Annotated in this window: 21 protein-coding genes; 13 read left to right on the top strand and 8 right to left on the bottom strand. The window is 47.7% G+C overall.

Annotated features, from left to right (window positions below):
* Positions 1–36 precede the first annotated feature (36 nt).
* Together argB and argC are read right to left on the bottom strand one after the other, a co-directional pair.
* Positions 37–810 (bottom strand): acetylglutamate kinase, encoded by a 774-nt coding sequence (gene argB / locus Xkoz_RS11710; RefSeq protein ID WP_099142333.1) that lies wholly within the window; start codon positions 808–810, stop codon positions 37–39.
* 69 nt (positions 811–879) lie between these two features.
* Positions 880–1,884 carry an N-acetyl-gamma-glutamyl-phosphate reductase gene (argC, locus tag Xkoz_RS11705; RefSeq protein WP_099142332.1) on the bottom strand — a complete coding sequence of 335 codons (1,005 nt, stop codon included), beginning with the start codon at positions 1,882–1,884 and terminating at the stop codon, positions 880–882.
* Positions 1,885–2,000: 116 nt separating this feature from the next.
* Between argC and argE the strand changes: the two genes are divergently transcribed.
* Entirely contained in the window at positions 2,001–3,158 is a 1,158-nt protein-coding gene (argE, locus tag Xkoz_RS11700) for an acetylornithine deacetylase (RefSeq protein WP_099142331.1), read from the top strand.
* 254 nt (positions 3,159–3,412) lie between these two features.
* Positions 3,413–4,300, top strand: coding sequence for a methylenetetrahydrofolate reductase (metF, locus tag Xkoz_RS11695; RefSeq protein ID WP_099142347.1), 888 nt, complete (start codon positions 3,413–3,415; stop codon positions 4,298–4,300).
* Positions 4,301–4,474: 174 nt separating this feature from the next.
* On the opposite strand, the gene ppc is transcribed toward metF, so the two are convergent.
* From ppc to metB, 3 genes are all read right to left on the bottom strand, one after another.
* Positions 4,475–7,111, bottom strand: a complete 2,637-nt coding sequence (ppc, locus tag Xkoz_RS11690) for a phosphoenolpyruvate carboxylase (RefSeq protein ID WP_099142330.1) — start codon at positions 7,109–7,111, stop codon at positions 4,475–4,477.
* A gap of 314 nt (positions 7,112–7,425) precedes the next feature.
* The gene (locus Xkoz_RS11685; protein ID WP_099142329.1) at positions 7,426–9,861 is read right to left on the bottom strand and encodes a bifunctional aspartate kinase/homoserine dehydrogenase II; all 2,436 of its coding nucleotides are present in this window, start codon (positions 9,859–9,861) and stop codon (positions 7,426–7,428) included.
* Positions 9,858–11,024, bottom strand: coding sequence for a cystathionine gamma-synthase (gene metB, locus Xkoz_RS11680; protein WP_099142328.1), 1,167 nt, complete (start codon positions 11,022–11,024; stop codon positions 9,858–9,860). Before metB ends, Xkoz_RS11685 begins: the two co-directional genes overlap by 4 nt.
* Positions 11,025–11,316: 292 nt before the next feature.
* Between metB and metJ the strand changes: the two genes are divergently transcribed.
* Entirely contained in the window at positions 11,317–11,634 is a 318-nt protein-coding gene (gene metJ / locus Xkoz_RS11675; RefSeq protein WP_099142327.1) for a met regulon transcriptional regulator MetJ, read from the top strand.
* A gap of 82 nt (positions 11,635–11,716) precedes the next feature.
* Here metJ and rpmE read toward each other — a convergent pair whose 3' ends face one another.
* On the bottom strand, positions 11,717–11,932 hold the full coding sequence (rpmE, locus tag Xkoz_RS11670) for a 50S ribosomal protein L31 (RefSeq protein ID WP_099142326.1): 216 nt from the start codon (positions 11,930–11,932) through the stop codon (positions 11,717–11,719).
* 219 nt (positions 11,933–12,151) lie between these two features.
* On the opposite strand from rpmE, the gene priA reads away from it, so the two are divergent.
* The 7 genes from priA to rraA all read left to right on the top strand — a co-directional run bounded on the left by priA (position 12,152) and on the right by rraA (position 20,256).
* Complete coding sequence (priA, locus tag Xkoz_RS11665) at positions 12,152–14,350, top strand: primosomal protein N' (RefSeq protein ID WP_099142325.1); 2,199 nt, start codon at positions 12,152–12,154, stop codon at positions 14,348–14,350.
* Between the two features lie 313 nt (positions 14,351–14,663).
* Positions 14,664–15,689, top strand: a complete 1,026-nt coding sequence (gene cytR / locus Xkoz_RS11660) for a DNA-binding transcriptional regulator CytR (protein ID WP_099142324.1) — start codon at positions 14,664–14,666, stop codon at positions 15,687–15,689.
* Between the two features lie 73 nt (positions 15,690–15,762).
* Entirely contained in the window at positions 15,763–16,563 is an 801-nt protein-coding gene (gene ftsN, locus Xkoz_RS11655; RefSeq protein WP_099142323.1) for a cell division protein FtsN, read from the top strand.
* A 135-nt stretch (positions 16,564–16,698) separates the two neighbouring features.
* Positions 16,699–17,229: an ATP-dependent protease subunit HslV gene (gene hslV / locus Xkoz_RS11650; protein WP_092520260.1), complete on the top strand. Its 531-nt coding sequence runs from the start codon at positions 16,699–16,701 to the stop codon at positions 17,227–17,229.
* Positions 17,230–17,240: 11 nt separating this feature from the next.
* Positions 17,241–18,572 (top strand): HslU--HslV peptidase ATPase subunit, encoded by a 1,332-nt coding sequence (gene hslU, locus Xkoz_RS11645; RefSeq protein WP_099142322.1) that lies wholly within the window; start codon positions 17,241–17,243, stop codon positions 18,570–18,572.
* A 136-nt stretch (positions 18,573–18,708) separates the two neighbouring features.
* On the top strand, positions 18,709–19,626 hold the full coding sequence (locus tag Xkoz_RS11640) for a 1,4-dihydroxy-2-naphthoate polyprenyltransferase (protein WP_099142346.1): 918 nt from the start codon (positions 18,709–18,711) through the stop codon (positions 19,624–19,626).
* A gap of 108 nt (positions 19,627–19,734) precedes the next feature.
* The gene (rraA, locus tag Xkoz_RS11635; RefSeq protein ID WP_099142345.1) at positions 19,735–20,256 is read left to right on the top strand and encodes a ribonuclease E activity regulator RraA; all 522 of its coding nucleotides are present in this window, start codon (positions 19,735–19,737) and stop codon (positions 20,254–20,256) included.
* A gap of 139 nt (positions 20,257–20,395) precedes the next feature.
* On the opposite strand, the gene zapB is transcribed toward rraA, so the two are convergent.
* On the bottom strand, positions 20,396–20,638 hold the full coding sequence (gene zapB / locus Xkoz_RS11630) for a cell division protein ZapB (RefSeq protein ID WP_099142321.1): 243 nt from the start codon (positions 20,636–20,638) through the stop codon (positions 20,396–20,398).
* 317 nt (positions 20,639–20,955) lie between these two features.
* Between zapB and Xkoz_RS11625 the strand changes: the two genes are divergently transcribed.
* Both Xkoz_RS11625 and glpK read left to right on the top strand, forming a co-directional pair.
* Positions 20,956–21,753 (top strand): MIP/aquaporin family protein, encoded by a 798-nt coding sequence (locus tag Xkoz_RS11625; RefSeq protein WP_099142320.1) that lies wholly within the window; start codon positions 20,956–20,958, stop codon positions 21,751–21,753.
* A gap of 69 nt (positions 21,754–21,822) precedes the next feature.
* Positions 21,823–23,346 (top strand): glycerol kinase GlpK, encoded by a 1,524-nt coding sequence (gene glpK, locus Xkoz_RS11620; protein WP_099142319.1) that lies wholly within the window; start codon positions 21,823–21,825, stop codon positions 23,344–23,346.
* A gap of 82 nt (positions 23,347–23,428) precedes the next feature.
* Here the strand turns inward: glpK and emrD are convergent, their stop codons facing one another.
* Positions 23,429–24,616, bottom strand: a complete 1,188-nt coding sequence (emrD, locus tag Xkoz_RS11615; RefSeq protein WP_099142318.1) for a multidrug efflux MFS transporter EmrD — start codon at positions 24,614–24,616, stop codon at positions 23,429–23,431.
* Between the two features lie 426 nt (positions 24,617–25,042).
* Here emrD and fpr point away from each other — a divergent pair, with 426 nt between their 5' ends.
* Positions 25,043–25,789 (top strand): ferredoxin--NADP(+) reductase, encoded by a 747-nt coding sequence (gene fpr, locus Xkoz_RS11610; RefSeq protein ID WP_099142317.1) that lies wholly within the window; start codon positions 25,043–25,045, stop codon positions 25,787–25,789.
* The last annotated feature ends 5 nt before the right edge of the window (positions 25,790–25,794 follow it).

Here is a 25,794-nt window from a genome sequence, read left to right as displayed (position 1 = left end):
CCGTACCATCAATTCAGCCTAAAATTTGTCACTGAATTACGCCAAAATGCGTGTGCCAATGGGGATGCCATTAAATAACGCAATCAACTGATCCGCATGGCGCCAACTTGCGATATCCACCGGTTGGCCGAGTATTTTTGCCGCCTCTAACGCCGCATTGACTTTCACTATCATGCCGTCGGTGATAATGCCCTGATCGATAAGCTGCTCGATTTTCTCTGCTGTCACTTCCGGGATTTTTTGCCCTTTTCCATCCAAAATACCACTGACATCGGACAACAAGATCAGATCCGCATTAAGCACTTGTGCAATGGCCGTTGCAGCTTGATCGGCATTGACATTCATCAATTCACCCTGTTCAGTGATGCCAATTGAGCTGATGATTGGTATATAGCCCACATCCAGCAAAATTTTCAGGAGATCAGCGTTTCCTGGCTGTGCCTTTCCAGTGTGACCGAATTCTTCACCCAGTTGAGAAACCTTAACCGTTCCCCCATCCCCCAGGCATAACCCGATGGCCGGCAAACGAAACTTTGTTGCCCATGCCAGCAATTTCTTATTGGCCGTTCCGGCTAACGTTCCTGTAATAATGTCGATTTGATCCTCTGGCGTCACCCGCAGACCCTGTTTCTTCAAAATCGGCATCTGCAATTGCTGCATCAGTTCATCAACCAGACAGCCACCGCCGTGTACAATCACTAGCGGACGTTTATGTGTTTTTCGATATAACTGTAATGTAGTAAATAACCGCTCCAGCGCTTCTTCGCTGTCTAACAACACACCACCTAACTTGATAACTAACGGCTCCATCGGATTCATCCTCTGTCGGTATTAATCTCTGTAGGGTTCTTCATTTTTTGGCATCCCATCAATGAGAACTTAAAGTAATGCCAGCGTTTCTTGATAACCAAAACGAATATTCATGCACTGTACTGCTTGGGCCGCAGCACCTTTCAACAAATTATCCTCGGCACCGACGATAATCAGGTGCTGCTCCTGGACAGCAAAACCAATGTCGCAGAATGGCAACCCAACAACCGCTTTCAACGCGGGAAGTCCTTTGCTGTATAAGCGTACTAATGGCTTATCATGATAGGCTTGCTGATAAGCCTCTCTGATGTGTGTCTCTGTCACACCCGATTTCAATTTACAGGTCATTGTGGCCAGAATCCCGCGGGAAAAATTGCCCAAATGCGGGGTAAAAATCACGTCTGTCCCCAAATGTGTCGCGATTTCAGGTTGATGACGGTGGTTAAAAACACCATACGGTTGCAAGCTAACTTCACAAAAACTATTGGTCATTGATGCCTTTCGGCCAGCGCCACTGACACCACTGACCGCATTGATAACGGGCCACTGCGCTGTATCTAGTAAATTTTGTTCAAGTAAGGGTTTCAAAGCAAGCTGGGAAACGGTAGGGTAACAGCCAGGCACGGCAATTAATTGTGCATGCTTGATTTTCTCTGCTTGCCATTCTGCCAACCCATAAACAGCTTGCCTCAACCACTGAGGGTTTTTATGTTCAAACCCGTAGTATTTTTCATAAAACTGTGTATTTTGTACGCGATAGGCACCTGATAAATCGAACACGATACAACCTGCTTCCAGAAATACCGGAGCAATATCATGGCTGACTTCATGGGCAGTAGCGAGGAAGACCACATCGACTCCCTTTGCCGCCTCCATCACATCAGTCAACGGTTGTAAGGGTAAATCAAGCACTCCCTTATATTGTGGATGAAGTGCTGAAAAACATTTTCCCGCATCTGAACTTTGCGAAGAAACCATCAAGCCGGAGAGATGGACATGGGGATGACGTTGCAGATAGGCTGCTAACTCAGCTCCGGTATAACCACTGGCACCCACTATCAGCGTATTCAACATGGGATTTATTCACCTTATAGTATTAACCCAATAGTATTAATTTAACGACTTTATTGCATTTATATGCAATTAATCTGCATGAATATTGATACTATTATGAGTAAGGGCTGTCAACAGTGAATATTAAATTACCGTCTTTTATTAAGTTATATCATCAGCTCATTGCGGCTCCTTCTATCAGTGCAACGGATGCTGAACTGGATCAAAGTAATGAAGTTGTTATCAATCTGCTGGCGCAATGGCTAAAAGAGATCGGGTTTTCCATTGAAATTCAACCCGTCCCTGAAACCCGAAGGAAATTCAACCTGCTGGCAACCTTGGGCAGTGGTTCGGGTGGTTTATTATTATGTGGCCATACCGATACCGTCCCTTTTGATGAAGGGCGCTGGACACAAGATCCATTCACACTGACCGAACACGATGGCAAGTTATATGGGCTTGGGACGGCTGACATGAAAGGCTTTTTTGCCTTTATTGTTGATGCGTTACGGGATATCGATGCCAGCAAACTCTCCCACCCTGTTTATATTCTGGCGACCGCCGATGAAGAGACATCAATGGCCGGCGCACGTTACTTTGCTGCCAATAGCCATCTTCGGCCTGATTTTGCCATCATTGGTGAACCCACATCATTACAACCAATCCGCGCCCATAAGGGGCATATCGCCCAGGCTATCCGCATTGAAGGAAAGTCCGGGCATTCCAGTGATCCCGCGCGGGGCGTCAATGCCATTGATCTGATGCACGAATCCATTACCCAGCTAATACAACTGCGCCAGACCTTGCAAGAACGCTATCACAATCCAGCTTTCGTCATTCCTTATCCAACCATGAATTTTGGTCATATTCATGGCGGCGATGCCGCAAATCGCATTTGCGCCTGCTGCGAACTGCATATGGACATCCGCCCGCTTCCCGGATTAACTTTGCAGGATTTGAATGGATTGCTGAATGAGGCACTGGAACCGATAAAACAGCGCTGGCCTGGTCGCCTGAGCGTGACAGAGCTTCATCCCCCCATTCCGGGTTATGAATGCCCGACAAACCACAAACTGGTCGGTGTGATTGAAAAACTGTTAGGAACAAAAGCAGATACGGTCAATTACTGTACAGAAGCGCCTTTTATTCAGGAATTGTGCCCAACCTTGGTTTTAGGGCCAGGATCGATTGAACAAGCGCACCAGCCCGATGAATTTTTGGATATGGCGTTTATTGAACCAACAAGGAAACTGCTGTCACAGCTTGTCGAGCATTTTTGTTTGAATGCGGGGTAATTTTCACTACCGATAACCCCGATGAGGGCATCGGGGTTTTTCTGTAATATCAGTACCTTCATCCCTCCTTCCCCAACATGAATTTCTTTCCTGATCACTTTGAATATTCCTCATTGGGAATAAGTCATTTCTCGATTGACTAAAAAGTTCGCTTCGCCCATTCTGTTTAGACATCTAAACGGATAGACATTTAAACACTTAAACATCTAAAGGTGAGCGGATAAACATGCCGCTTATGCATGAGGGCACAGGGTATGAGTTTTTTTCACGCTAATCAGCGAGAAGCGCTGAACCAGAATCTGGCTGAACTTGAAGGGCAATTTCGTGTTTCCTTTGAATTCTTTCCACCCAGAACGGCTGAGATGGAACAAACCCTGTGGAAATCCATTGATCGCTTGAGCAAGCTGAAACCTAACTTCGTTTCTGTGACCTATGGCGCCAATTCGGGTGAACGTAATCGCACCCATAGCATTATTAAAGGCATTAAAGATAAAACGGGTCTTGAAGCCGCACCACACCTGACTTGCATTGATGCCAGCCGGGAAGAATTGCGCACGATTGCCCAGGATTATTGGCAAAACGGTATTCGTCATATTGTGGCATTACGGGGGGATTTACCGATTAACGGCGGTAAGCCAGAACTGTATGGCGCTGATTTGGTTGAACTCTTAAAAAAAGAAGCGGATTTTGATATCTCCGTTGCCGCTTATCCAGAAGTGCATCCCGAAGCGAAAAGTGCACAGGCAGACCTGATTAATTTAAAACGTAAAATTGATGCTGGGGCGAATCGCGCCATTACCCAGTTCTTTTTTGATGTGGAGAGTTATTTGCGTTTTCGTGATCGCTGTGTTGCAACAGGGATTGATGTGGAAATTGTGCCGGGGATTTTGCCCGTCTCGAACTTCCGTCAATTGCAACGATTTGCCTCAGCCACTAATGTTCGCATCCCAAGCTGGATGACCAGAATGTTTGAAGGGTTAGATGATGATCCGGAAAGTCGCAACTTGGTCGGTGCCTCTATTGCAATGGACATGGTGAAAATTCTCAGTCGTGAAGGCGTGAAAGATTTTCATTTTTATACCCTGAATCGGGCAGAATTGAGTTATGCCATTTGCCATACATTGGGTGTACGCCCTTCTTAATTTCCCTATTGCAATTTATACCCGTCGTCTTTCAAGTTGCCGCTTTGTTGGCTGCGCTGCATCTTGAAATCCATAGGGTATATTTATTGCAACCTTATCAACCGGACTGGATGCGAGTCCGGTGGTCAGGAAAAAAAGCCAAACAGTCTCCCATTCGGCTTTTATCATTCAACCTTATCCCGTATTGCGCATTCCTGCCGCAACGCCGGCAATCGTCACCATCAGCGCCTGTTCAAGATGTGGATCAGGGTTTTTCTGCTGGCGGGAACGCTGTAATAATTCGGCCTGTAGCACGTTCAACGGATCGGTATACACATTACGCAAGGCGATAGATTCAGCGATCCACGGCAGATCTGCCATCAATTGTTCATCCTGCGCAATGGTCAGTACCGTTTCGATATCTTTGGCAAGCTGGTTACGCAATTGGATGCCTAACGGCCACAGTTGTGGAGCGACCAAACGCTGATCGTAATATTCAGCTAACCACAAATCGGCTTTGGCAAACACCATCTCCAACATGGCAATACGCGTGTTGAAGAATGGCCAGTCGCGACACATATCCGTTAAAACGGGTAAGTTACCTGCATTGATCACCTGTTGCAGAGCCGCGCCAGCGCCTAACCATGCCGGCAACATCAGGCGGTTTTGCGTCCAGGCAAATATCCACGGGATCGCCCGCAAACTTTCAACGCCCCCCGTCGGGCGGCGTTTAGCGGGGCGCGAACCTAACGGCAGTTTTGCCAACTCTTGTTCCGGTGTTGCCGCCCGAAAATAAGGCACAAATTCCGGTTGTTCACGTACATAATCACGGTACATGTCACAAGAAACATCGGAAAGCGTGTCCATAATCTGGCGCCATTCGGGTTTTGGCTCCGGAGGTGGCAATAAGTTTGCTTCCAGAATGGCACTGGCATACAAGGCCAAACTGCTGATCGTCACCTGCGGCAAACCAAACTTAAAGCGGATCATTTCGCCCTGTTCCGTGACGCGCAATCCGCCTTTCAGGCTGCCCGGCGGTTGAGAGAGCAAGGCCGAATGCGCAGGTGCGCCACCACGGCCAATCGTGCCGCCACGCCCGTGGAACAGGGTGAGGGTCACTCCCTCTTTTTCACACACGTTGATTAACGCATCCTGCGCCCGATATTGTGCCCACGACGCCGCCATCACCCCGGCATCTTTCGCTGAATCAGAATAACCAATCATCACCATCTGCTTGTCTTTAATCAGATCGCGATACCACTTAATCCCCAACAGTTGCCGGATCACGCTTTCGGCATTGTTCAGGTCATCAAGGGTTTCGAACAACGGCGCGACAGGCAATGACAATGGGCATCCCGCCTCTTTTAGCAACAATTTCACCGCTAAAACATCGGAAGGCACTTTCGCCATGGAAATCACATAAGCGGCTATCGAATCTTGCGGTGATTTTGCAATCACCTTGCAGGTATCGAAAACCTCCTGGGTTTCTGCGCTGGGCTGCCAATCACGTGGGGTCAGGGGGCGTTTTGACTGCAACTCTCGCAGCAAGAATGCCTGTTTTTCGGTTTCAGGCCAGCTCGCATAATCGCCCATTTCCAGATATCGCGTCAGTTCAGCAATGGCATCGGCATGGCGGGTACTTTCCTGGCGGATATCAATGCGCACCAACGATAAACCGAAACAACGGATTCGACGCAAAGTATCGAGCAATTGCCCGTTCGCGATAATTTCCATGCCGCAATTTTTCAGGGATTGATAGCAGGCATAGAGCGGTTGCCATAACTGTTCGTTATGCAGGAGGAGATCCGCCGGTGGCAAGGCGTGCTCGCCTTTAAGACATTTTTCCAGATAGACCAGCGTGTTACTTAATTGGGTACGCAACTGTTTGGCAATTTCACGGTAAGGCTCCAAAATATGCTCACCCCCCGCCATTTGACGCAGTTCAGGTGTACATTCCGACATGGAAAGCTCAGAAACTAAAACCTGAATATCTTTCAGAAACAGATCGGCGGCTTTCCAACGGCTTAGCAGGAGGACATGATGGGTAATTTCGGCAGTGACGTTCGGGTTACCATCACGATCGCCCCCCATCCAGGAGGTGAAACGTACCGGCACCGCTTCTACCGGCAAGCTGTAGCCGAGGGAATCCTCCAGTTGTTCATTGAATTCTCGCAGGAATGCCGGCACGCCTTCCCACAAACTGTTTTCGACCACAGCAAAACCCCATTTTGCTTCATCAATGGGGCTGGGGCGGTTCTTGCGGATCTCATCCGTATGCCAGGATTGGGCAATCAACTGACGTAACCGGCGCATGATGTTATTGCGTTCATAATCGGCCAAATCGTCGTGATCAAGTTGTGCCAGACAGCTATTCACTTCAACCAATTTATGGATCAGGGTACGGCGAGCGATTTCTGTCGGATGCGCCGTCAAAACCAATTCAATCGCCAGCTCATTCACTGCATGGATTAAATCATCATTGCTGAATTGGCGCTCTTTGAGCCGGTTAAACAGGGCGGCCAGCGCGACCGGATTACTTGCCGCTTCGCCGTGTGGCGAAATACTGTGATATTGTTCGGCGACGTTAGCCAGATTTAAAAACTGGTTAAACGCACGGGCGACGGGCAATAATTCATCATTGGATAAATTTTCCAGCGTCGATAAAAGCTGCTGACGGTGAACTTCATTACCAGCGCGGGATGATTTGGATAACTTCCTGATGGTTTCTACTTTATCAAGAATATTTTCTCCCAAAGCCTCTTTGATCGTGTCGCCCAGCAATTTACCGAGCATACTGACATTACTTCGCATGGCGGAATATTGTTGATTCATGTGGTTTATGACCTTGTGTTGCTGTATGTCACCCATTTCACCAGTGGACTGGCTCAATCGGCATTTACCCTATTTTCTGTCCAGATATTTGATGTTTCGCTGTAGAGCGTGTGCTGCTTGTTTATCTCTAACATTCTATTCATATCAGAAAACAAACAATTTGGGCGAATTTTATGAAATTTAATCCGGGTTTCGTTTTTATAGACAATTCAATGGATGGGATAGCGATACCAACGGGTGGCAATGATGGGGTAACCTCTTTTTTCTGCGATTAGCAGGGATAACCTGTCATATCCCTGCCAGCAAAATTTTGGCTACAGAAGTTGCGACAGACGATTTAAGTCTGATTGGATAGCCCCTGCGGTGACATCCCGTCCAGCGCCTGGCCCACGGATCACCAACGGATTATCGCGATACCAGCGGCTTTCTATCGCAAAGACATTATCTGCCGGCAACAGGGCGGCCAATGGGTGATCGCTACGCACGGCTTCCACCCCCACTTTTGCCTTTCCACTGGAATCAAAACGGGCAACATAGCGCAAGACCATGCCCATCTCCTGTGCGGCTTCCAAACGTTGCAACATCTGCTCATTAATGGCAGCGCTGTTTTCAAAAAACGCTTCGATGGAACCACTCCGAGCCTCTTCCGGGACTAAAGACTCAACCCGCACCTGATCAGGCTCTATCTCATAGCCCGCTTCGCGAGCCAGAATAACCAGCTTACGCATCACATCCTGACCGGAAAGATCAATTCGTGGATCGGGTTCGGTCAATCCCTGCTGCCAGGCTTGTTCGACTAAATCACTAAAAGGCACAGAACCATCAAACTGCAAGAACAACCAGGATAAGGTGCCGGAAAAAACACCACTAATGGATAAAATGGTATCACCGCTTTCCCGCAGATCCCTGACGGAGTGATTAATCGGCAACCCTGCACCCACTGTGGCGTTATATAACCAGTGCCGCCCTGTTTTCGCAAAGGCATCGCGGATCATGCGATAAGTGCTGCTGTTGGAAGAGCCGGCAACTTTATTGGCACTAACCACATGAAACCCATAACTGGCAAAATAGACATACTCTTTGGCCAATTCCTCGCTGGCCGTCACGTCCAGGATAACCAAATCATCATAAGGATGAGCCCGCATCCATAAAAACAGGGCATCTTCTTCATGTTCCGTCGCTTCATCATCAAAAAAGGCCAGCGCCCGACTGGCATCAATGCCCTGATAATGCAGTAGACTCCGGCGACTATCGACGACACCCGCCAGAATAAATTCAAAACCGCTACGAGCAGAAATGTTTTTCTGTTCGCGAGCGAACAGTTCCAGCCAACGAGAACCAATATTGCCTTTGCCAAACAGCACCAAACCGATGCGTTTTTCTGCCCGAAACAGGCTTTGGTGTAACCCTTGGATCAAATGTGACGTCTGATTCGAACGCAATACGGCAACCAGGCTGATGTCATCTTCTGCATGCCAGATAAATTCAACCGGCTGATCTTTTAATTGCTGGTAAAACCGATGGCTATGCAACGGGTTTTTGCACACACCCGCCCCGACCAAAGCCACCAGCGCCAAACCTTCGCGCAAAGAAAGTTTGCCGGGTAAGGAGGCTTCTTGTAAAACATCAAGGGCGCTATTCACAATCTCAGCGGTATAACAAAGTTGGATCAGGTTGCAATCTGCATGTATCCCTGTTGCCAATGGCCGCATTTGGGCGCGCTTTAGCAAAGAATCAATGTCTTTGTAAATTTGTTTGAAATCATGAGCCGGAGATACATGCAACTCAATCAGGCAGACATCATCATGGCTGGTGACAATTTTTGCCCCTGTCCCCGTTGCCAATACCCGTTCGATACGGGTAGAACCCTGTTCAGGCTGGTAACTGCAACGCAATTGCAGATCAATATCGCTAAGAGAAACGGGCTGTAATGTACGGGTATGCAGAACCGGTGCGGCTAAGCGTGCTAATTCGCTGGCTTCATCCAGACGCAGCAACGGCAGCAAGCAGGCATCCTTGACTTTGCGCGGATCAGCACTATAAACACCCGCTACGTCGCTCCAAATGGTGACTTTTTTGGCTCCCGCCAAAGCGCCAACTTGGGTAGCAGAATAGTCACTGCCATTGCGCCCCAGCAATACCGTTTCACCCTTTTGGTTACTGGAAATAAAACCGGTAACCACGATACGCCGATGGAGGTTTTGGATTAATAATTGGCTAAGTAAAGGTTGAGATAACCTCACATCAACTTGCGGCTGGGCAACGCGTTCTGCCCGCAGGAATTGGCGAGCATCCAGCCATGAGCTGGGAATGCCTTGATTTTCAAGCACCGCCGCCATTAAACGTGCCGACCAAATTTCCCCATGACCGACAACTTCTGCATATGTCATATCCGTGACGGGCTTATCCAGCAATGCACTCAATCTTTCCAGATCAGCGATAAACTTTGCGTTCAGTTCTTCTGCAACGGTTTCGGGCAACAAACCACGGATCAATTCTTGCTGGTAACGTCGCAAAGACTGTTGTATTTGATGTGCGGATATCCGGTCACTCTGGCTCAACTTAAGCCAATCGATCAACTGGTTGGTGGTACTCCCCGCTGCCGAGACCACCATCAAATCACCCGGTTGGCTGTAGTTTTCCATAATTTCAGCAACCCGCTGATAACATTTCACATCAGCCAAGCTACTACCACCAAATTTATGTAACTGGCGGCCAGATCCCGCCTCCGCTGTTGCCAAAGTACTCATGATGACCTCGTTACCGCTGCCTGAAACGCATGGTCCAGATCAGCTATTAAATCCTGACTATCTTCAATTCCCACAGAAACACGAAGAAGCGAATCCGTGATCCCTGCTTGCGTCCTTGCTTCTGCCGACATTCCCGCGTGTGTCATTGTTGCGGTATGAGAAATCAACGATTCCACACCACCGAGAGATTCAGCCAAGGTAAATAATTTTAACGCAGATAAAAAACGACGCATGGCCTGTTCATCACCCTCCAGTTCAAAACTGATCATTGCCCCAAACCCTTGCTGTTGCTTAACCGCAATTTCATGCCCTGGATGATTTTTCAATCCAGGGTAGAAGAGTCTTTTTACTTGGGGCTGCTGTTGCAAGTAATCCACAATAGCAACAGCATTGTTTTGTTGGAGCAACACGCGAGCAGATAATGTACGGATACCACGGAGTAACAGATAGCTGTCAAAGGCCGCAGCCGTCACGCCAATATTGTTCGCCCACCAAGCCAACGTTTCCGCAACGGATGATTCCTTCGCAATAATAGCTCCTGCAATCAGATCTGAGTGTCCATTCAGATACTTTGTACACGAATGCACCACCAAATCCGCCCCTAAGTCCAACGGTTTTTGCAATACAGGACTTAAGAACGTGTTATCAACGACAGCCAATGCCCCAATTTCATGTGCTAATCCACAAATGTATTGAATATCAACGATCCGCAACAGAGGATTACTCGGTGTTTCAATCAGCACCAGCTTAGGTTTTTTGGCCAACGCCTGTTGCAATGCCTGTCCATCCGACTGATCAACAAAAATCACATTATATGCCCCACGCTGACTCAGGCTGTCAAACAGACGATAACTACCGCCATAACAATCATGAGGAGCCACCAATAAATCGCCGGGTTGCAGGAATACCGTACAAAGCAGATGGATCGCTGACATACCACTGCTGGTCATGACCGCCCCCGCTCCCCCTTCCAGCTCGGCCAGAACCTGTTGGACAACATCGCGGCTCGGATTACCACGACGGGAGTAATCATGAACCCTGGGTTCATTGAAACCCGTAAAGTTGTATGTACTGGAAAGATAGATAGGTGGAACAACACAACCGTATTGTTCATCAACGTTTGAACCACAGTGAACTGCAATTGTCGCTTGCTTACATCCCATAACCTTTCACCATCATCGTTATTATTAGCGTCACGCAAGAATAACGATTGGAAAGATAGACGTCAACACATCTAGACATCCAAATCATTTTACGGTTTAATATCACAATTCCATAGGTATCACTACACTTTATATGTCTTCTGGTTATATTTTATAAATTAGTGCAGGTGGGGCGATATAGTCGATAGGCGAATTATGTTAGACTACTGCATTATCGAAATGAAAACAGATCAGAAACCCCTTCCAAATTCTGATCTCAATTACTTGATTCAAAAACTATTTAAGGTATCTCATGGCTGAGTGGAATGGTGAGTATGTCAGCCCTTATGCTGAACATGGCAAAAAAAGTGAACAGGTCAAAAAAATTACAGTTTCAATTCCACTAAAGGTGTTGAAAATACTGACTGATGAGCGTACTCGCCGTCAGGTGAACAATTTGCGTCATGCAACAAACAGCGAATTGCTATGTGAAGCTTTTCTCCATGCGTTTACTGGACAGCCCCTGCCTAATGATGACGATTTACGCAAAGAACGCCATGATGAAATCCCTGAAGCAGCGAAAATCATGATGCGTGAACGGGGTATCGATCCCGATACATGGGAGTATTGATAACAAAAACGCCCGATGCAAAACATCGGGCGTTTTTGTTTCAACTCTCCAGCCTGTACGGATGACAGACTGGAAAAAGTCATTACTTCTTAGCAGCCGGAACGCTGAAACGTTTGTTAAAGCGATCAACACGACCACCAGTCGCAACATCACGCTGCTTACCGGTGTAGAATGGGTGGCATGCACCACAAACGTCCAGGTTCAGGTTGTGACCTACAGTAGAATTGATTTCGATGACATTACCGCAAGAACAAGTTGCCGTAATTGCTGCGTATTTAGGATGGATACCTTCTTTCATGGGAAACCTCTGTTCAGGCCGTGTCGCTATCCAGCCTTGTTGCCGCCAGACACCACACGTCGTGTTGATAAAAATGACGTATCGGTAAAATTTCTATACCAAAGGCGGCGGATCATACAGAATATCGGTTTATTGCGCAATGAAATCTGCTGATTTGCTATGATACCCTTAGCGCTATACGTTCTTTTATCTGGTCATTAATTACCCGGAAATCGCCTTATGACAGTTGTTCAGGTTGCCTTACCTGTCCCCCTAACCCGCACATTTGATTATCTACTGCCTACAGAATTACCTTTGCCAGCGATTGGCGTTCGAGTGCTTGTGCCTTTTGGCAAGCGTAATGCGATAGGTATTGTCACGGGCATTGCAGATAGCAGTGAATTCCCTTCTGAACAACTCAAGTCTATTTCCACCATCCTTGATGTCCAGCCCCTTTTTCCTGACGATCTCTGGCAATTGCTCCGGTGGGCAGTCAGCTATTATCACTATCCACTGGGAGAAGTGTTGTTCCATGCCCTGCCTGTCTTGCTACGACAGGGAAAACCGGCAGAATTTTCTCCACTCTGGCAATGGCAAGTCACTGAGGCAGGCCGTGAACTCCCGCTGGCACAGCTCAAACGCTCTGCCAAACAACAAACAGCGCTGGCGGCTTTGCGCCAACATCCCATTTACCGTCACCAGATCGCTGAATTGGCGTTAAGTGAAAGCGCACTGCAATCACTGAAAAAGAAATCACTGATTGCCTTGCATCCCATTCAGCCAGAAGCGGAAGCGTGGTGTCAGCATTTTAAAACTATCGGTGAACGGTTAAAACTCAATACAGAGCAAGCGACTGCGGTAGGCGCCATCCGTGCAGAAGATCAAACCTTTTCGCCGTGGCTACTGGCAGGTATCACGGGATCGGGTAAAACGGAAGTTTATCTCAGTGTACTGGAGAACATTCTTGCACAAGGTAAACAAGCCCTCATTTTAGTCCCTGAAATTGCCTTAACCCCACAGACTATCCGTCGGTTTCGGGAACGTTTCAACGCCCCCATTGATGTTCTGCATTCCGCCTTGAATGACAGTGAACGGTTGACAGTTTGGCTGAGGGCGAAAAGAGGGGAAAATGCCATCGTCATTGGCACACGATCAGCTTTGTTTACCCCCTTTGCTCATCTGGGCGTCATCATTATCGATGAAGAACATGACAGCTCTTACAAACAGCAAGAAGGCTGGCGCTATCATGCCCGCGATCTGGCCGTGTTTCGGGCGAAAAAAGAGGGCATCCCGATCATTATGGGTTCCGCCACCCCCGCACTGGAAACGTTATATAATGTGCAACAGGGAAAATATCGCCAACTGACCTTAACCCAACGGGCAGGCCACGCCCAGCCAGCAACCCAGCATTTATTGGATCTGAAAGGCTTGCCACTGACGGTGGGATTATCCCAACCGCTGATCAATCGCATTGGTGAACACCTCAAGGCGGATAACCAGGTCATCCTGTTTCTAAACCGTCGTGGCTATTCCCCTGCCCTGCTCTGTCACGAGTGCGGCTGGATAGCGGAATGCCAACGCTGTGATCACTATTACACCCTACACCAAAACCATCGCCACCTGCGTTGCCATCACTGTGACAGCCAGCGCCCAATCCCACGCCAATGCCCGCAATGCGGCTCCACTAATTTAATTCCCGTTGGCTTGGGTACTGAGCAACTGGAAGATGGCATGACAAAACTGTTCCCCGATGTTCCTGTTACCCGTATCGATCGTGATACCACCAGCCGCAAAGGGGCACTGGAACAGCAACTGGCCGACGTTCATCAAGGTGGCGCCCGCATTTTGATTGGGACACAAATGTTGGCGAAAGGTCACCATTTCCCCGATGTTACGCTGGTCGCTTTACTGGATGTCGATGGGGCGCTGTTTTCTGCTGATTTTCGGGCAGCCGAGCGTTTTGCCCAACTCTATACTCAAGTCTCCGGTCGGGCTGGGCGAGCAGGAAAACGGGGAGAAGTTGTCCTCCAAACCCACCATCCTGAGCACCCGCTGTTGCAGACATTGTTGGAAAAAGGCTACGATGCCTTCGCCCGGCAAGCGATGGAAGAGCGTCAGCAAGTTCTTCTGCCTCCCTTTGTGAGCCATATCCTGCTCCGCTCAGAAGATCACGACAACCAGCAAGCGCCCGCATTTTTGCAACAAATACGTCAACTGCTTGAACACCCTTCACAACGTGATAATCATTTATGGATCATGGGCCCCGTACCCGCATTACAAGCCAAACGGGGCGGCCGTTATCGCTGGCAATTGATGATCCAACATCCTTCACGCATTTTCCTACAAAAAATGATGACCCGCCTCTATCACCAAATCACTGCTCTGCCACAGGCGCGTAAAGTGAAATGGAGCATTGATGTTGACCCTACTGAAAGCTGATAACAGAAAATCGTTCGCCAATAGACAGAAATAAAAAATTGCGCGTTGTCGCAAGGTACTAAAATTAGGCGAATATCGAGAGAAAAACCGAGACAATTATTTTTTTAATTTGCGAAGTATCTCTAAGAAATGATTTATATCACACTTTTTATGCAAACAAAGTAACCGGTTGATCGGTTAATCCGTTTAAAATGAACTTATTAATATAACTGTAGAAAACCATCCGCCAGTTATCCTTTTCCAGGATAGACTGGCGTTTTTTAGCAGCCGGATAGCAATCGTTTCGCTGCCTGTGGAGATTGAGGAGTGAACTATGGAAAAAAAGAATTGCGCGTTGGCAACCATGAAAGATGTTGCCAAAGTGGCTGGTGTTTCTACCGCAACTGTATCAAGAACATTAATGAATCCTGACAAGGTTTCTGCCCGTACACGCCAGAAGGTTGAGAATGCAGTGCTGGAAGTGGGTTACTATCCCCATAATCTGACCAAAAATTCACGCCGCAATGAATTCAGAACTATCTTGGTTATTGTGCCCAATATCAGTGATCCTTTCTTTACTGAGGTGATCCGGGGCATTGAAGAAACCGCGACTGAACAGGGTTATTTAGTGCTGATTGGTGATTGCCAGCATCAGCAGCAACCAGAACAGGCGTTTATCAACTTTCTGATCACCAAGCGCATTGATGGTATGGTACTACTCGGTTCCAACATTCCTTTCAATGTTTCTAAAGACGAACAGAAAAACCTGCCGCCAATGGTCATGGCTAATGAATTCACACCGGAACTGGAACTGCCCACTGTCCATATTGATAACCTGACAGCCGCCTTCAATGCCACCCTTCATTTGCAAAAACTGGGGCACAAACGCATAGCCTGTATCACAGGGCCGGAAACCATGCCACTGTGCCACTATCGCTTACAAGGTTACATTCAGGCACTACGGCGTACAGGGGAAGAAATTCGCGAAGAATATATTGCCCGCGGCGATTTTACCTATGAAAGCGGGGCGACACTGGCACAAACCCTGCTTACCCAACCAGAGCCGCCAAGCGCGATTTTTTGCCATAGCGATATCATGGCAATGGGCGCAATGTGGCAAGCTAAAAAAATGGGGTTAAAATTACCAGAAGATCTCTCTGTTGTCGGTTTTGATAATTTAAGCTTGGCTCAATACTGCGAACCCGCCCTAACGACAGTGGAACATCCCCGTTATGAAATTGGGCATCATTCCATTCTGTTACTGCTGGAACAGCTTCAAGGCCGTTTGATTTCTAAGGGTTCCAAATTATTGGAGGCAGAATTGATCATTCGTGAGAGTACTTGTTCGCCTAAAAGCTAGGCAAATAACGACAGCTTAAGTAACATTAGTTATCTATTCTTTTATTTTTTTAAATAACTCAGTGAATTAAACAGTGGCACAACGAGATTATGTGAGTCGCGGGCGTAACAATCCCCGTCGAAAAAATACTGGTAAGAAAAAAAATCAGTCACAAGGATTACCCAAAACGACATTAGCCGTTGCCGCGGCCTTAGTGGTCATGTTTATTGGTGGGCTTTATTTCATCATGCATAATAAGCAGGCAGAAAATAGGCAGGCAGAAGAACACCAACAGCCTCACCACCAAACTCAAGGGCATGGGCTGCCACCAAAACCAGAAGAGCGTTGGAGTTACATCAAAGAATTGGAAAATCGTCCTGTGAATGAATCTTCTGTACAGGAACCCAATGCAACATTAAATAAACCGCTCAACCCGCCTCCTCAGCTAACGCCTGAGCAGAAACAGCTACTCGAACAAATACAGTCAGATATGCGCCAGCCGCCTATTTCATTGAAAGAGGTGCCTTATAACAGTGATGCTGTTCCACGTTCACATGTGCTGATCAATCCTCCTGCGCAACCGCATTCGTCAGAACAAAAGCGGGCAGCCGTGCCGGAAAGCAAGCCCCCCGCGTCCTCCCAAGCCAATACAAAGCCTACAGCAAATGAGGCGAAGTTGATGCTACAATGCGGCTCTTTCCGCACTATGGAACAGGCGGATTCTGTCCGCGCCAGCCTTGCATTCGCAGGTATTGAGAGCCAGATTACCACGAAAGACAATTGGAACCGTGTTGTACTTGGCCCTTATAAGCATAAGGCTAGCGCTGAAAAAATGCGCGAACGTGTTGCAAGTGCTGGTGTGCCTGGCTGTATTCTCCGCCCTACTGGGGGTTGAAAAAGCGGAAAGCTCCCCCATCTTAATTCCTAATGCATACACATGGTGCTTTTATCAGCAGTGCGCAAGCAATTGTGGGATAACAAATTATGCTCCGTGTGTACCATCTTCTATTTTGTAACCAGGGGCTAACTCGTGACTACAATCGTAAGTGTTCGCCGTAATGGCAAAGTCGTCATCGGTGGTGACGGACAAGCAACAATGGGTCATACCGTGATGAAAGGCAATGTCCGTAAAGTGCGCCGCCTTTACAATGACAAAGTCATCGCGGGTTTTGCCGGCGGTACTGCTGATGCTTTCACCCTGTTCGAGCTGTTTGAACGGAAACTCGAAATGCATCAAGGGCACCTGACCAAAGCAGCCGTTGAACTAGCCAAAGACTGGAGAACGGATCGCATGCTACGCAAGTTGGAAGCCCTGCTCGCTGTCGCCGATGAAAATGCTTCTCTGATCATTACGGGTAACGGTGATGTGATTCAGCCAGAAAATGACCTTATCGCCATTGGTTCCGGTGGTTCATACGCACAAGCGGCGGCCCGCGCTATGTTGGAAACAACCGAACTCGGCGCCAGAGAAATAGCAGAACGCGCTTTAACCATCGCTGGCGATATCTGCATCTACACCAACCATAATCACAACTTCGAAGAACTGCCTTCGAAAGCGTAAGGATAGATAGTATGTCTGAAATGACTCCTCGCGAAATTGTCAGCGAACTAAACAATCATATTATCGGCCAGGACAAAGCAAAACGTGCCGTTGCTATTGCCCTGCGTAACCGCTGGCGTCGCATGCAGTTAGATGAATCACTGCGTTATGAAGTCACGCCAAAAAATATTTTGATGATAGGCCCAACCGGTGTCGGTAAAACCGAAATCGCCCGTCGTCTGGCAAAACTGGCTAACGCGCCTTTTATCAAGGTTGAAGCCACTAAATTTACCGAAGTGGGTTATGTCGGTAAAGAAGTCGATTCCATCATTCGTGATCTCACTGACGCAGCCATAAAAATAGTCCGTCTGCAATCCATCGAGAAAAACCGCTATCGGGCAGAAGAATTGGCCGAAGAGCGTATTTTGGATGTCCTGCTGCCACCCGCCAAAAATAACTGGGGGCAGGCAGAACCCCAATCCGAGTCATCTTCAACCCGTCAGGCATTTCGCAAGAAATTGCGTGAAGGCCAGTTAGATGATAAAGAAATTGAAATTGAAGTTTCAGCCGCGCCAGTTGGCGTCGAAATTATGGCACCTCCGGGCATGGAAGAGATGACGAATCAGTTACAATCCATGTTCCAAAACCTGGCAGGCCAGCGTCAAAAAAGCCGTAAGATGAAAATCAAAGACGCATTCAAGCTGCTGGTTGAAGAAGAAGCGGCAAAACTCGTCAATCCTGAAGAGCTGAAACAGCAGGCCATTGATGCCGTTGAGCAACACGGCATCGTTTTCATCGATGAGATCGATAAGATTTGTAAGCGTGGCCAAACTTCCGGCCCCGATGTTTCCCGTGAAGGTGTCCAGCGCGATCTGTTGCCGCTTGTCGAAGGCTGCACCGTTTCGACTAAACATGGTATGGTCAAAACCGATCACATCCTGTTCATTGCTTCCGGTGCTTTCCAGGTATCCAGCCCTTCTGACCTGATCCCTGAGCTGCAAGGCCGCTTGCCAATCCGCGTGGAATTGCAAGCCCTGACGACCGAAGATTTTGAACGTATCCTGACTGAACCTAACGCTTCATTGACTGAACAATACAAGGCTCTGATGGCAACGGAAGGCATGGGGATTGAATTCACGCTTGACGGTATCCGTAAAATCGCAGAAGCGGCATGGCAAGTCAATGAAACTACTGAAAACATTGGTGCCCGTCGTTTACATACCGTGCTTGAACGCATGATGGAAGACATCTCTTTCAACGCCAGTGAACGCCCGGGACAAACCGTTGAAATCAATGCCGACTATGTCAAAGAGCATTTGGATGAACTGGTTGCAGATGAAGATTTAAGTCGGTTTATTTTATAACCAATCCTATTATTGGTTTGATTCGTGCCAATAATTCGTCCGACTTATTCAAAATGGGAGGCTTTTAGCCTCCCATTTCGCGATCTTCGATGGTATAAAATTTATTACACCCATCATAATGACAAACAGTGACAATATGAGCACAACAACATCTATCAGTCAGATGCAGGCATGGCTGGAAAGTTTACGCCCGAAAACGCTCCCACTGGCGATTGCTGCCGTTATAACTGGCTCAGCCCTTGCGTCATGGACAGGACATTTTAAATGGCCTGTGGCATTACTGGCTTTATTAACCGCAGCCATGTTGCAAATCCTTTCTAACCTTGCCAATGATTATGGTGACGTCACCAAAGGCAGTGACACAGAAAAGCGCATTGGCCCACAACGGGGTATGCAAAAAGGCCTGATTAGCGCAAAGCAGATGAAAAAGGCATTGAAGATCGCTGTGCTGCTCTCTTGTTTATCAGGGAGTTCCTTGATTGCTGTCGCCTGCAATACCCCAAGCGATATTCTTGGTTTCTTAGTCCTGGGGGTACTGGCGATTATTGCGGCTATCACTTATACGGTGGGCACCCGCCCTTATGGCTATCTGGGATTAGGGGACATTTCTGTCCTGATTTTCTTTGGCTACTTGAGCGTGCTTGGCACCTACTATTTGCAAGCCGGCACTTTTTCCATAAGCACCATTTTGCCGGCAACGGCCAGTGGCTTACTCTCCGTAGCAGTTTTGAACATCAATAACCTACGCGATATCGAAAGTGATCGCCAAAATGGCAAAAATACGCTGGCTGTTCGTTTAGGGGGAAAAAAGGCTCGCTATTACCACGTCGCCCTGCTGTTAACCGCCATGCTCTGCCTTATTGCCTTCACACTCCTGTACCTGAGTAATGGGTTGAGTTGGTTATTCCTGCTCGCTTTTCCCCTGCTGTTAAAGCATATGGTGCAAGTGCTGCGTGATCCAACCGCAGAGGGTATGCGTCCCAAACTGGTACAAATGGTCAAAGCGGCATTATTGACCAATATTCTGTTTTCGATTGGATTGGTACTTAATTAAGCGAGTAGGCAGCAATTTTATGCCTACGTTTTAAAATTGATGATTTTGCCAACATTAGCGTTAAAAGGATATACTGTCCGTTCCTTGCATAAACCAGACGTAAATCCCATGAAATATGATACTTCCGAACTTTGTGATATCTATCAAGAAGATATAAATGTAGTAGAGCCAATCTTTACCAACTTTGGTGGGCGTACTTCATTTGGTGGTCAAATCATCACGGTGAAATGTTTTGAAGATAATGGCCTTCTTTATGATTTACTTGAAGAAAATGGACATGGACGCATTTTGCTCATTGATGGTGGTGGATCGGTACGCAAGGCACTCGTTGATGCAGAACTGGCCCAACTTGCCGCCAATAATGGGTGGGAAGGCATTGTCGTCTATGGCGCCGTGCGTCAGGTCGATTATCTCGCAGAGCTTGATATTGGTATTCAGGCAATGGCTGCCATTCCTGCCGGCTCCAATAGTGAAGGGGTGGGTGAAAGTGATATCAGGGTGAATTTCGGTGGCGTCACCTTCTTCTCCGGTGACTATCTCTACGCCGATAATACCGGCATTGTTTTATCTGATTTCCCGCTGGAGATTGATGAAGAACTTGATGAAGACAGTGGCGATGAAGAAATATAACCTCTGATAAAATGGGAGCAGGCTTTCATCCATCCCCCCAATATCGATATACCCAATGTTAATTGATTCCATTTAATCAAGTTGAAAGGTATAAAAAGGGCGTAATGATCGCCCTTTTTCAGCTCAGCCATTGAATACCTTATTGCACATCTTCCATCTTACCCAACAAAGTGCGTAAGCGCTCTTGCCATGCTGATTGTTCTTGTTTGAGCAGCTCATTTTCACGTACCAGAGATTCACGACTATCCGTCATATTCTGGACATCCTGAGATAAGACTGCATTCTTTTCTTTTAATTCTTCAATTTCCATTTGCAGCAAAGTGATGGTATCAATCGCCTGCTGAACTTTAGATTCTAGCTTCTCAAAAACTTCAAATGACATTCTGGGGCCCCTCTTGTAAGCAATGTATTGATTGTATTTAGCCTATTAACGTCTGTCTAGTTTCATCCTTGCAATGTGCGGCATAACGCGAAATATAGCGACCAAACCCAAATGTCTATAAGATCACATTTCCAAGCCCAATAAAACGCCAAATAAATGCGAATTCGCTCATTTTGTTGACGCAACACGCATATTTCAATTTCGCTATTTCTCGTTTACGCGCATTAACGATAAATTCACAGGCACCTTTCTCTTAGTACACAAGAAAGGACTCATAATGAATCTTTCTCCCTTGTACTTTTTTATAGGATATAGAAATGGGCCAGACCACAACTCCAACACTATCAGGTCAATGCATTTCCGAACTTCTAGGTACTGCGTTGCTCGTTTTTTTTGGCTTAGGCTGCGTTGCGGCTGCACGACTTGCAGGAGCACAACTGAGCTTATGGGAAATCAGCATTATCTGGGGCTTTGGTGTCGCCCTGGCAGTTTACCTCACTGCCGGAATTTCAGGCGCGCACCTTAACCCTGCGGTGACCATTGCCTTATGCCTGTTCGCCAACTTTGACAGAAAAAAAGTGCTGCCTTACATCATCGCCCAAATGTTGGGCGGCTTTATCGCAGCACTCGTTATCTACATGATGTATTACAACCTTTTCCTGGATTATGAGCAAGTTCACAATGTTGTCCGCGGCTCACAGGAAAGCCTCTTTAGCGCGGGGGTTTTCTCCACTTACCCTGCGGCTCAGATCTCCGTACTACAAGCATTTTTCGTTGAAGTTATCATCGCGGCGGTGTTGCTGTGCCTGATCCTGTCCCTGACCGATGATGGCAATGGCATCCCACGAGGGCCTTTAGCGCCTCTGTTAATCGGTATTCTCATTGCCGTTATCGGTGGCGCATTCGGCCCCTTGACGGGGTTTGCCCTGAACCCAGCCCGTGACTTCGGCCCTAAATTAGTGGCTTACCTGACTGGCTGGGGAGACATTGCCCTGACCGGAGGCCGGGATATCCCTTATTGCCTTGTTCCGTTGGTCGCCCCTATTGTTGGCGCCATTATTGGTGCTTTTGGCTACCGCAAACTGATTACTCGCCATTTACCGCGCGAGGTTTAACTTTGCCATACTGAAATGATGGCAATCCAACACAACAATAAAAATGAGTCAATAAACCAGGTTATAGTTATGACAACAGAAAATATGACTGAAAAAAAATATATTGTCGCTCTGGATCAGGGCACGACCAGTTCACGCGCCGTTGTACTCGATCACGAAGCCAATATTGTCTGCATCTCACAGCGTGAATTTCCGCAAATCTACCCCAAGCCAGGCTGGGTAGAACACGATCCGATGGAAATCTGGGCAAGCCAAAGCTCTACCTTAGTGGAAGTGCTGGCAAAAGCGGATATTCGCTCTGACCAAATTGCCAGCATTGGTATTACAAACCAACGAGAAACAACCATTGTCTGGGAAAAAGAGACCGGCAAACCGGTGTATAACGCCATTGTATGGCAATGCCGCCGGACAGCAGATATTTGCACCAAATTGAAACAGAAAGAGGGGTTGGAAGAATATATCCGCCACAATACCGGCTTGGTTCTTGACCCTTATTTCTCCGGCACAAAAATAAAATGGATTCTGGATAACGTCGAAGGTGCCCGTCAACGCGCTGAAAATGGTGAACTTTTATTCGGCACCGTCGATACCTGGCTGGTCTGGAAAATGACTCAGGGACGCGTACATGTGACCGATTACACCAATGCCTCCCGTACCATGCTGTTTAATATCCATAATCTGGAATGGGATCAAAAAATCCTTGATGAGTTGGCAATACCTCGCGTTATGCTGCCTAAGGTCGCCGCCTCCTCGGAGATTTATGGTCAAACCAATATCGGCGGTAAAGGCGGCACCCGCATTCCTATCGCGGGTATCGCAGGCGACCAACAAGCCGCCTTATACGGACAACTGTGCGTACACTCTGGGATGGCAAAAAATACTTACGGCACCGGCTGCTTCCTGTTGATGAACACCGGCATAGACGCCGTGCGTTCCAATCATGGCCTGTTGACAACCGTTTGCTGTGGTCCACGCGGTGAAGTCAATTATGCCCTGGAAGGCGCCGTCTTTGTTGGCGGGGCATCCATTCAATGGTTGCGTGATGAACTGAAACTGATTGCGGATGCCGCAGATTCAGAATATTTCGCGACTAAAGTCAAAGACAGCAATGGGGTTTATGTGGTGCCGGCCTTCACTGGCCTTGGCGCACCGTATTGGGATCCCTACGCGCGTGGTGCTATTTTCGGCCTGACCCGCGGTGCCAATAGCAATCATATTATCCGGGCGACATTGGAATCCATCGCTTACCAAACCCGCGATGTGTTGGACGCCATGCAAGCTGACGCAGGTGCACGCCTGCAAGCCTTGCGCGTAGATGGCGGTGCTGTTGCCAACAATTTCCTGATGCAGTTCCAGGCCGATATTCTCGGCACCCGTGTGGAGCGCCCCGAAGTGCGTGAAAGCACCGCCTTAGGCGCGGCTTTTCTGGCAGGTTTGGCCGTCGGCTTCTGGCGGGATCTGGATGAAGTGAAAAGTAAGGCGATAATCGAAAAAGAGTTCCGTCCAAGTATCGAAACGACTGAGCGCAACCATAAATACAATGGCTGGAAAAAAGCCGTTGCCCGCGCCCAAGAATGGGAAGATCGCGCTTAACCGCGAGAAATAACCAATCAAGGCGCTGACACTGTTTATACCTGTTGCCAGCGCCTTTTTAATATCATTTACAGAATGGATTTTACGAAACTGTATGTTCCTGATGCTGGAACCGTTGGGAAAGGGGCAGCCAACAAAATAGGATCAGTAATGACATGAAAAACATCAGCATCCCGACACTAAATTGGCTGTCTTGCGGTAACATCGCCGACAACCCGGTTGCCACACCTGAACCGACATTCTGTAATCCCCCCACCAACGCCCCTGCGGCGCCTGCCAGATAAGGAAAGGGTTCCATCGCCCCGGTTGTCGCCAATGGGAACAACATGCCGGCGCCAAAAAAGAATAGTGCAGCAGGGATCAACAACGTCCAGAGATTCATGATGCCAAACCAGCCAGGCAACCACATCAAAATACCCGCCAGCAAGCAACAACTCACAGAGTGCCACATCAGCCGATAAAATGTTTTACCTTCACGTCCCGCATACCACGCCCCAAAAAACGCCGCGGGAATGGGCAGAATAAACAAGATGCTGACCGTTAGGCTATCCAATCCCAAAACAGCCCCCATCAACACGCCGCTACTGGCTTCAAAAACGGCAATCCCAGCCAGCCCCCCCACCAACATGATCAGGTAAAAGACAAAGGAGTCATGCGAGAGTAACCGCTGGAAAGAAACCAGCATGGTGCTATGGGAATTCCCTGTGGGGCGAGTCTCCGGTAAATGCCGAAGCAGGAAGAAAGCAACGACAGCTCCCAGTATCAATAGGAACAAATAGCAGGAGCGCCAACCAAAATAGTGGGCAACCACGCCACCAATCATGGGAGCAGCCAGAGGGCTAACCAATATGGCCATATTCAGCAGGCTATTGGCATAGCGTAACGTCGTGCCGGTATATAAATCCCGTGGCATAGTACGCACCATCACACCGGCAACCCCAGTGCCGAGCCCCTGTAATGCACTCGCAATGACTAACATCGGCAGGTTCGGGGCAAACAGGGCATATAGCGTCGCCACCAGATAAATCGACATTCCCAGCAAGATCACAGGACGGCGCCCTACCTTGTCAGATAGCGGCCCATAAAAAAGTTGTGAAAATCCGTAAGAAAACAAATAGGCCGCCATCACCCGCTGGACTTCCCCCGCAGGCTTATTGAGATCGCTTGCCATATCGGCAATCACTGGCACATAGATTGTTTGCGTCATCTGCCCGACAGCGGTCAAGGCAATTAACATCAACAATAAATTAAAATGTTCTATTTTTCTCATCGCGTTTTATTCAATTACCCATTGAAGACAATAACCCTTAGAGCAAGCAATATTTATTCAAATATTGTTTATTGACTTACAAACCCTTTAATCGCTATTGAATAATTAGCCACCAGCCATAGCGAACTCCTCAAGTGCTTAGTAAAGAACCTGATAGCCTGACTTCATTAGATAGGATTCATTGGGTAAATCTATATTTTTTCTTTTAAGTATACAATTTTACATGAATAAAAAATAACAGCGATATTCTCCATAAATGTCAATAAAAGTGTACATATCTGTCTATGATATTGGCTAAAACCCAGTTTATTGCACTGTAACACGTAATCGATAATGCTATCTTAAGTAATCACGTAGAATCGTTACAAAAATCCCCCATTCACGCAGTATTCATTCGTACCTTATTGTGTAGAGAGGCTTATCGTAATGGCAAATTGGGTTACAGGAAAAGTTACCGACATAACCAACTGGACTGACTCACTTTTCAGTATCAAAATTCAGGCTCCCATAGAAAAATTCACGGCCGGACAATTTGCAAAACTGGCGCTGGAAGTTGCAGGAGAGCGCATTCAACGAGCTTACTCTTACGTCAACGCGCCCGATGACAATAATCTGGAATTTTATTTAGTCACTGTTCCTGAAGGGAAACTCAGCCCCCGCCTGGCGACACTAAACGCCGGTGATGAAGTGTTAGTAACAGAGCAGGCGGCGGGTTTTTTCGTTCTGGATGAAATCCCTGATTGCCAAACACTCTGGATGCTTTCCACTGGCACCGCCATTGGGCCTTACCTTTCCATCCTCCAGCAAGGAGCCGATCTGGAACGATTCGAAAATATCGTTTTAGTGCATGCGGTCAGATGGGGAAAAGATTTAAGCTATCTACCCATGATGCAGGCCTTAGTGAAAAAATTTCAGGGCAAACTGCGCATTCAAACCATCGTTAGCCGAGAAAAATGGTCAGATTCACTGATGGGCAGAATTCCGACATTAATTGAAAATGGCGAACTGGAATCGGCTGTCGGTTTACCGATGCAGGCAAAAAACAGCCATGTCATGCTGTGCGGGAATCCCCAAATGGTCAGGGATACCCAGCAATTATTAAAAGAGCAGCGTGACATGGCAAAACATCTGCGTCGTAAACCCGGCCATATCACCAGCGAGCAATATTGGTAATCCGC

This window comes from Xenorhabdus kozodoii, from assembly GCF_002632875.1.
In the GTDB taxonomy this organism is placed as follows: domain Bacteria; phylum Pseudomonadota; class Gammaproteobacteria; order Enterobacterales; family Enterobacteriaceae; genus Xenorhabdus; species Xenorhabdus kozodoii.
This window is presented reverse-complemented; position numbering and strand designations above follow the sequence as displayed.